Here is a 2666-nt window from a genome sequence, read left to right as displayed (position 1 = left end):
GCCTATTGCCGCATCTCCAGTTACCTGCAGACCATGGCAAATCAGGGATACAATCCGCTGGTCGCCATTCAAATGGCCTTTTCGGGACAGCTCTATGCTGATAGGGGTGAGTAGTTACCCTCAACCAGGCTTCTGGTTCGTGATTGGTTTCCCGAAAGGGAGCAGAATCCGTGTTGTACACCTGCCAGAAAGAACGGTTGGTATAGGCCGCATAGAGGTCGCCATTGTCACCGAACAGGTTCTTGACGATGGGAAACTTGAAACTGATCTGAAACTTGACTTCGGTATCGTTCAAATCCGGTTTCTTGTCCGGAAAAGCTTCCTGGAAAGGCTGTTCATTGACCCCAGCCGCGTTGTAAGCCGCCAGCAGGATATAGTTGGGACGATAAGGCGTCAGAACAAAGGCTTTGTCTTCCGTGATTTTTTCCTGGATCATCCGCCGGGCAACGGCTGAAGTGCTGGCAGCTGCCTGGTCATTCTCAGCTGGCATTCCAGGGTGTTTTTCCCTGCATGCCTCACGTATATCTCCCACAGCCATCCGACTGTCGGCGTCAGCCAGCGTCTCTACCAGACAACGTTGGTAGTCATCCAGCTCCTGGGCAAATGAAGGATGCATCCAGCAGCCACCAATAAACAGCAATATAAGACTTTTGTATTTCATACTCGATATCCAATCAGGAAAAGTCCAAACAGGGAAGTTTCATCGGTCCGGCAAAACGGTGCGGGTTCCGTTCCCCGATACTCCGCCGGAATGAACAACCTCGTAGTACAGCTTTTCCAGCTCGTTCTTGTGCTCTGTCTCTTCCTTGGCCAGAAAGCGAAACAGGTCCCGCAATGCGCCATCGGGCGCCGTTTCCGCCAGCGACTGGTACTGTTCCATGGCGGTGTGTTCACGATACAGTGCATAGCGCAGGACTTCCTGGTCATCCGGACTGTCCCCCAGATCCGGTAACAGCACCGCATCCGAAAATTTTCTGTCACTGGCAGGTGTGGCGACTTCGCTGGAAAGGTGCGTTTCGATATCCGGGCGGCTTTTCAGCGATTTGAACAGATCATAATGCCCCTGCTCCTCGATCGCCAGGTCTTCCACCAGCCAGCGGATATTTTTGCTCACTTTCGGCGCCAGGTCACGGTAGAAATCCCGTGCTGTCTTCTCGAAGGAAATGGCCACATCGAGAATCTCGGCAATGCTCTTCTTGCCTTCCAGTTGCTCCCTGCCACTCTTGCCTATTTCACTCATGTCCGTTTCTCTGTTGTCTGGATAACCAAGCGTGTCTTCGGCCTCGTGAAAGATTTTGGGACATCCCAGTCCCCAAAATCGACTCGGCCTTTGACAACCTATTGGTGCCCCAGACGTCCTGGTCACCAAGCACTACGCAACAACTTCGCAAGCTCGTTGCTGCTCCGTACTTGCCTCCCAATGACTGGACGCCGCGTTTGGATGCCTACTTTGCTTCCCCTCTGGCGCTATGCGCACGACGGGTAAGCAGTGCGGCCTCGCGGCTACTGGGGTCTACCAGCCTTCGCTTCGCTCTCCATGGCTGGCAGCGACTGTCTATGGACGCTGCCACACGGTGACCGTCGGCAACCGCATGCACAACGTCGGGACCCGTGACCATGTCGCCCGCCGCCCAGAGCCAGTCCACGGCCGTCCGGCCATCCCTGTCGATCTGGATACGCCCCCGGTTCCATTCCAGGGATTCGGTGAGTTCATCGCCCAGTATGGACACATCCGCCATCTGGCCGATGGCCTCGACCACCATGTCACCGGGATGAAACTGCTCATCCGCTTCATCGTAAGTGGGCGCAAAACGGCCCTGTTCATCGAAGATGGCTTTCACCCGCCAGGTTTTGAGCCCGGTCAGCTCGTCATTCTCGACCATGACTTCCCTCGGCCCCCTGGCATCGATGATATGGATGCCCTCTTCCCGGGCCTCCCTGATCTCCACGGGATCGGCGAGAAAGTCTGCCTCTCTCTCCATGGCCAGCACGGTTATCTTCACCTCATGGTAGTGCTGCTTCTGCAAACGCGCCAGGGTGCGGGCGATATCCATGGCCACGTTGCCGCCACCGATCACGATGGCCTGGCGCGGCGTTTCAAAATCTTCTCCCGCCCCTGCCATGCGCAGCAGATCCACGGCGCGGAATACCCGGGGATGATCACTGCCGGGAATGCGGGTGGAGCACCCCATCTGCAGACCGATGGCCAGCAACACCGCGTCATGCTGCCGCTGCAGTTCTTCCATGGTGATATCGCTGCCTACCCGGGTGTTGTAGCGGATCTCCACACCCATGGAGACGATCACGTCCACGTCGTTGTCCAACGCTTCGGGTGGCAACCGGTAATAGGGAATGCCATAGCGGGTCATGCCACCGGCTTCGGCCAGGGCTTCATAGACGGTCACGCTGTCGCTGCCAGCCATGGAGAGCGAAGCGAAGGCTGGTAGACCCCAGTAGCCGCGAGGCCGCACTGTTTTCCCGGCGTGCCTTGCGCCAGAGGGAAAACAACGTAGGCCTCCGAACGCGGCGTCCAGTCATTGGGAGCCAAGTACGGAGCAGCAACGAGCTTGCGAAGTTGTTGCGTAGTGCTTGGTGACCAGGACGGCTGGGGAACAAATAGGTTGTCAAAGGCCGAGTCGATTTTGGGGACTGGGATGTCCCAAAAT

General features: G+C 56.8%; 5 protein-coding genes. 1 reads left to right on the top strand and 4 read right to left on the bottom strand.

The annotated features are described in order from the left end of the window. Together ACOCD2_RS16295 and ACOCD2_RS16290 are read right to left on the bottom strand one after the other, a co-directional pair. Positions 1-436: phospholipase A (locus ACOCD2_RS16295; protein WP_374507048.1), on the bottom strand; the 436-nt coding region annotated here is incomplete at its 3' end. 264 nt (positions 437-700) lie between these two features. Next, positions 701-1240, bottom strand: a complete 540-nt coding sequence (locus tag ACOCD2_RS16290) for a ferritin family protein (RefSeq protein ID WP_293652671.1) — start codon at positions 1238-1240, stop codon at positions 701-703. Between the two features lie 45 nt (positions 1241-1285). Here ACOCD2_RS16290 and ACOCD2_RS16285 point away from each other — a divergent pair, with 45 nt between their 5' ends. Continuing rightward, positions 1286-1486: a hypothetical protein gene (locus ACOCD2_RS16285; RefSeq protein ID WP_293885716.1), complete on the top strand. Its 201-nt coding sequence runs from the start codon at positions 1286-1288 to the stop codon at positions 1484-1486. Here the strand turns inward: ACOCD2_RS16285 and ACOCD2_RS16280 are convergent. Next, positions 1446-2423, bottom strand: a complete 978-nt coding sequence (locus ACOCD2_RS16280) for an FAD-dependent oxidoreductase (protein WP_293652669.1) — start codon at positions 2421-2423, stop codon at positions 1446-1448. The two genes, ACOCD2_RS16285 and ACOCD2_RS16280, sit on opposite strands and share 41 nt — an antisense overlap. Then, positions 2392-2666: hypothetical protein (locus ACOCD2_RS16275; protein ID WP_419625790.1), on the bottom strand; the 275-nt coding region annotated here is incomplete at its 5' end. The genes ACOCD2_RS16275 and ACOCD2_RS16280, both read right to left, overlap by 32 nt.

It is taken from the genome of Thiolapillus sp. (assembly GCF_048562965.1).
Classification (GTDB): Bacteria; Pseudomonadota; Gammaproteobacteria; order Chromatiales; family Chromatiaceae; genus Thiolapillus; species Thiolapillus brandeum_A.
This window is presented reverse-complemented; position numbering and strand designations above follow the sequence as displayed.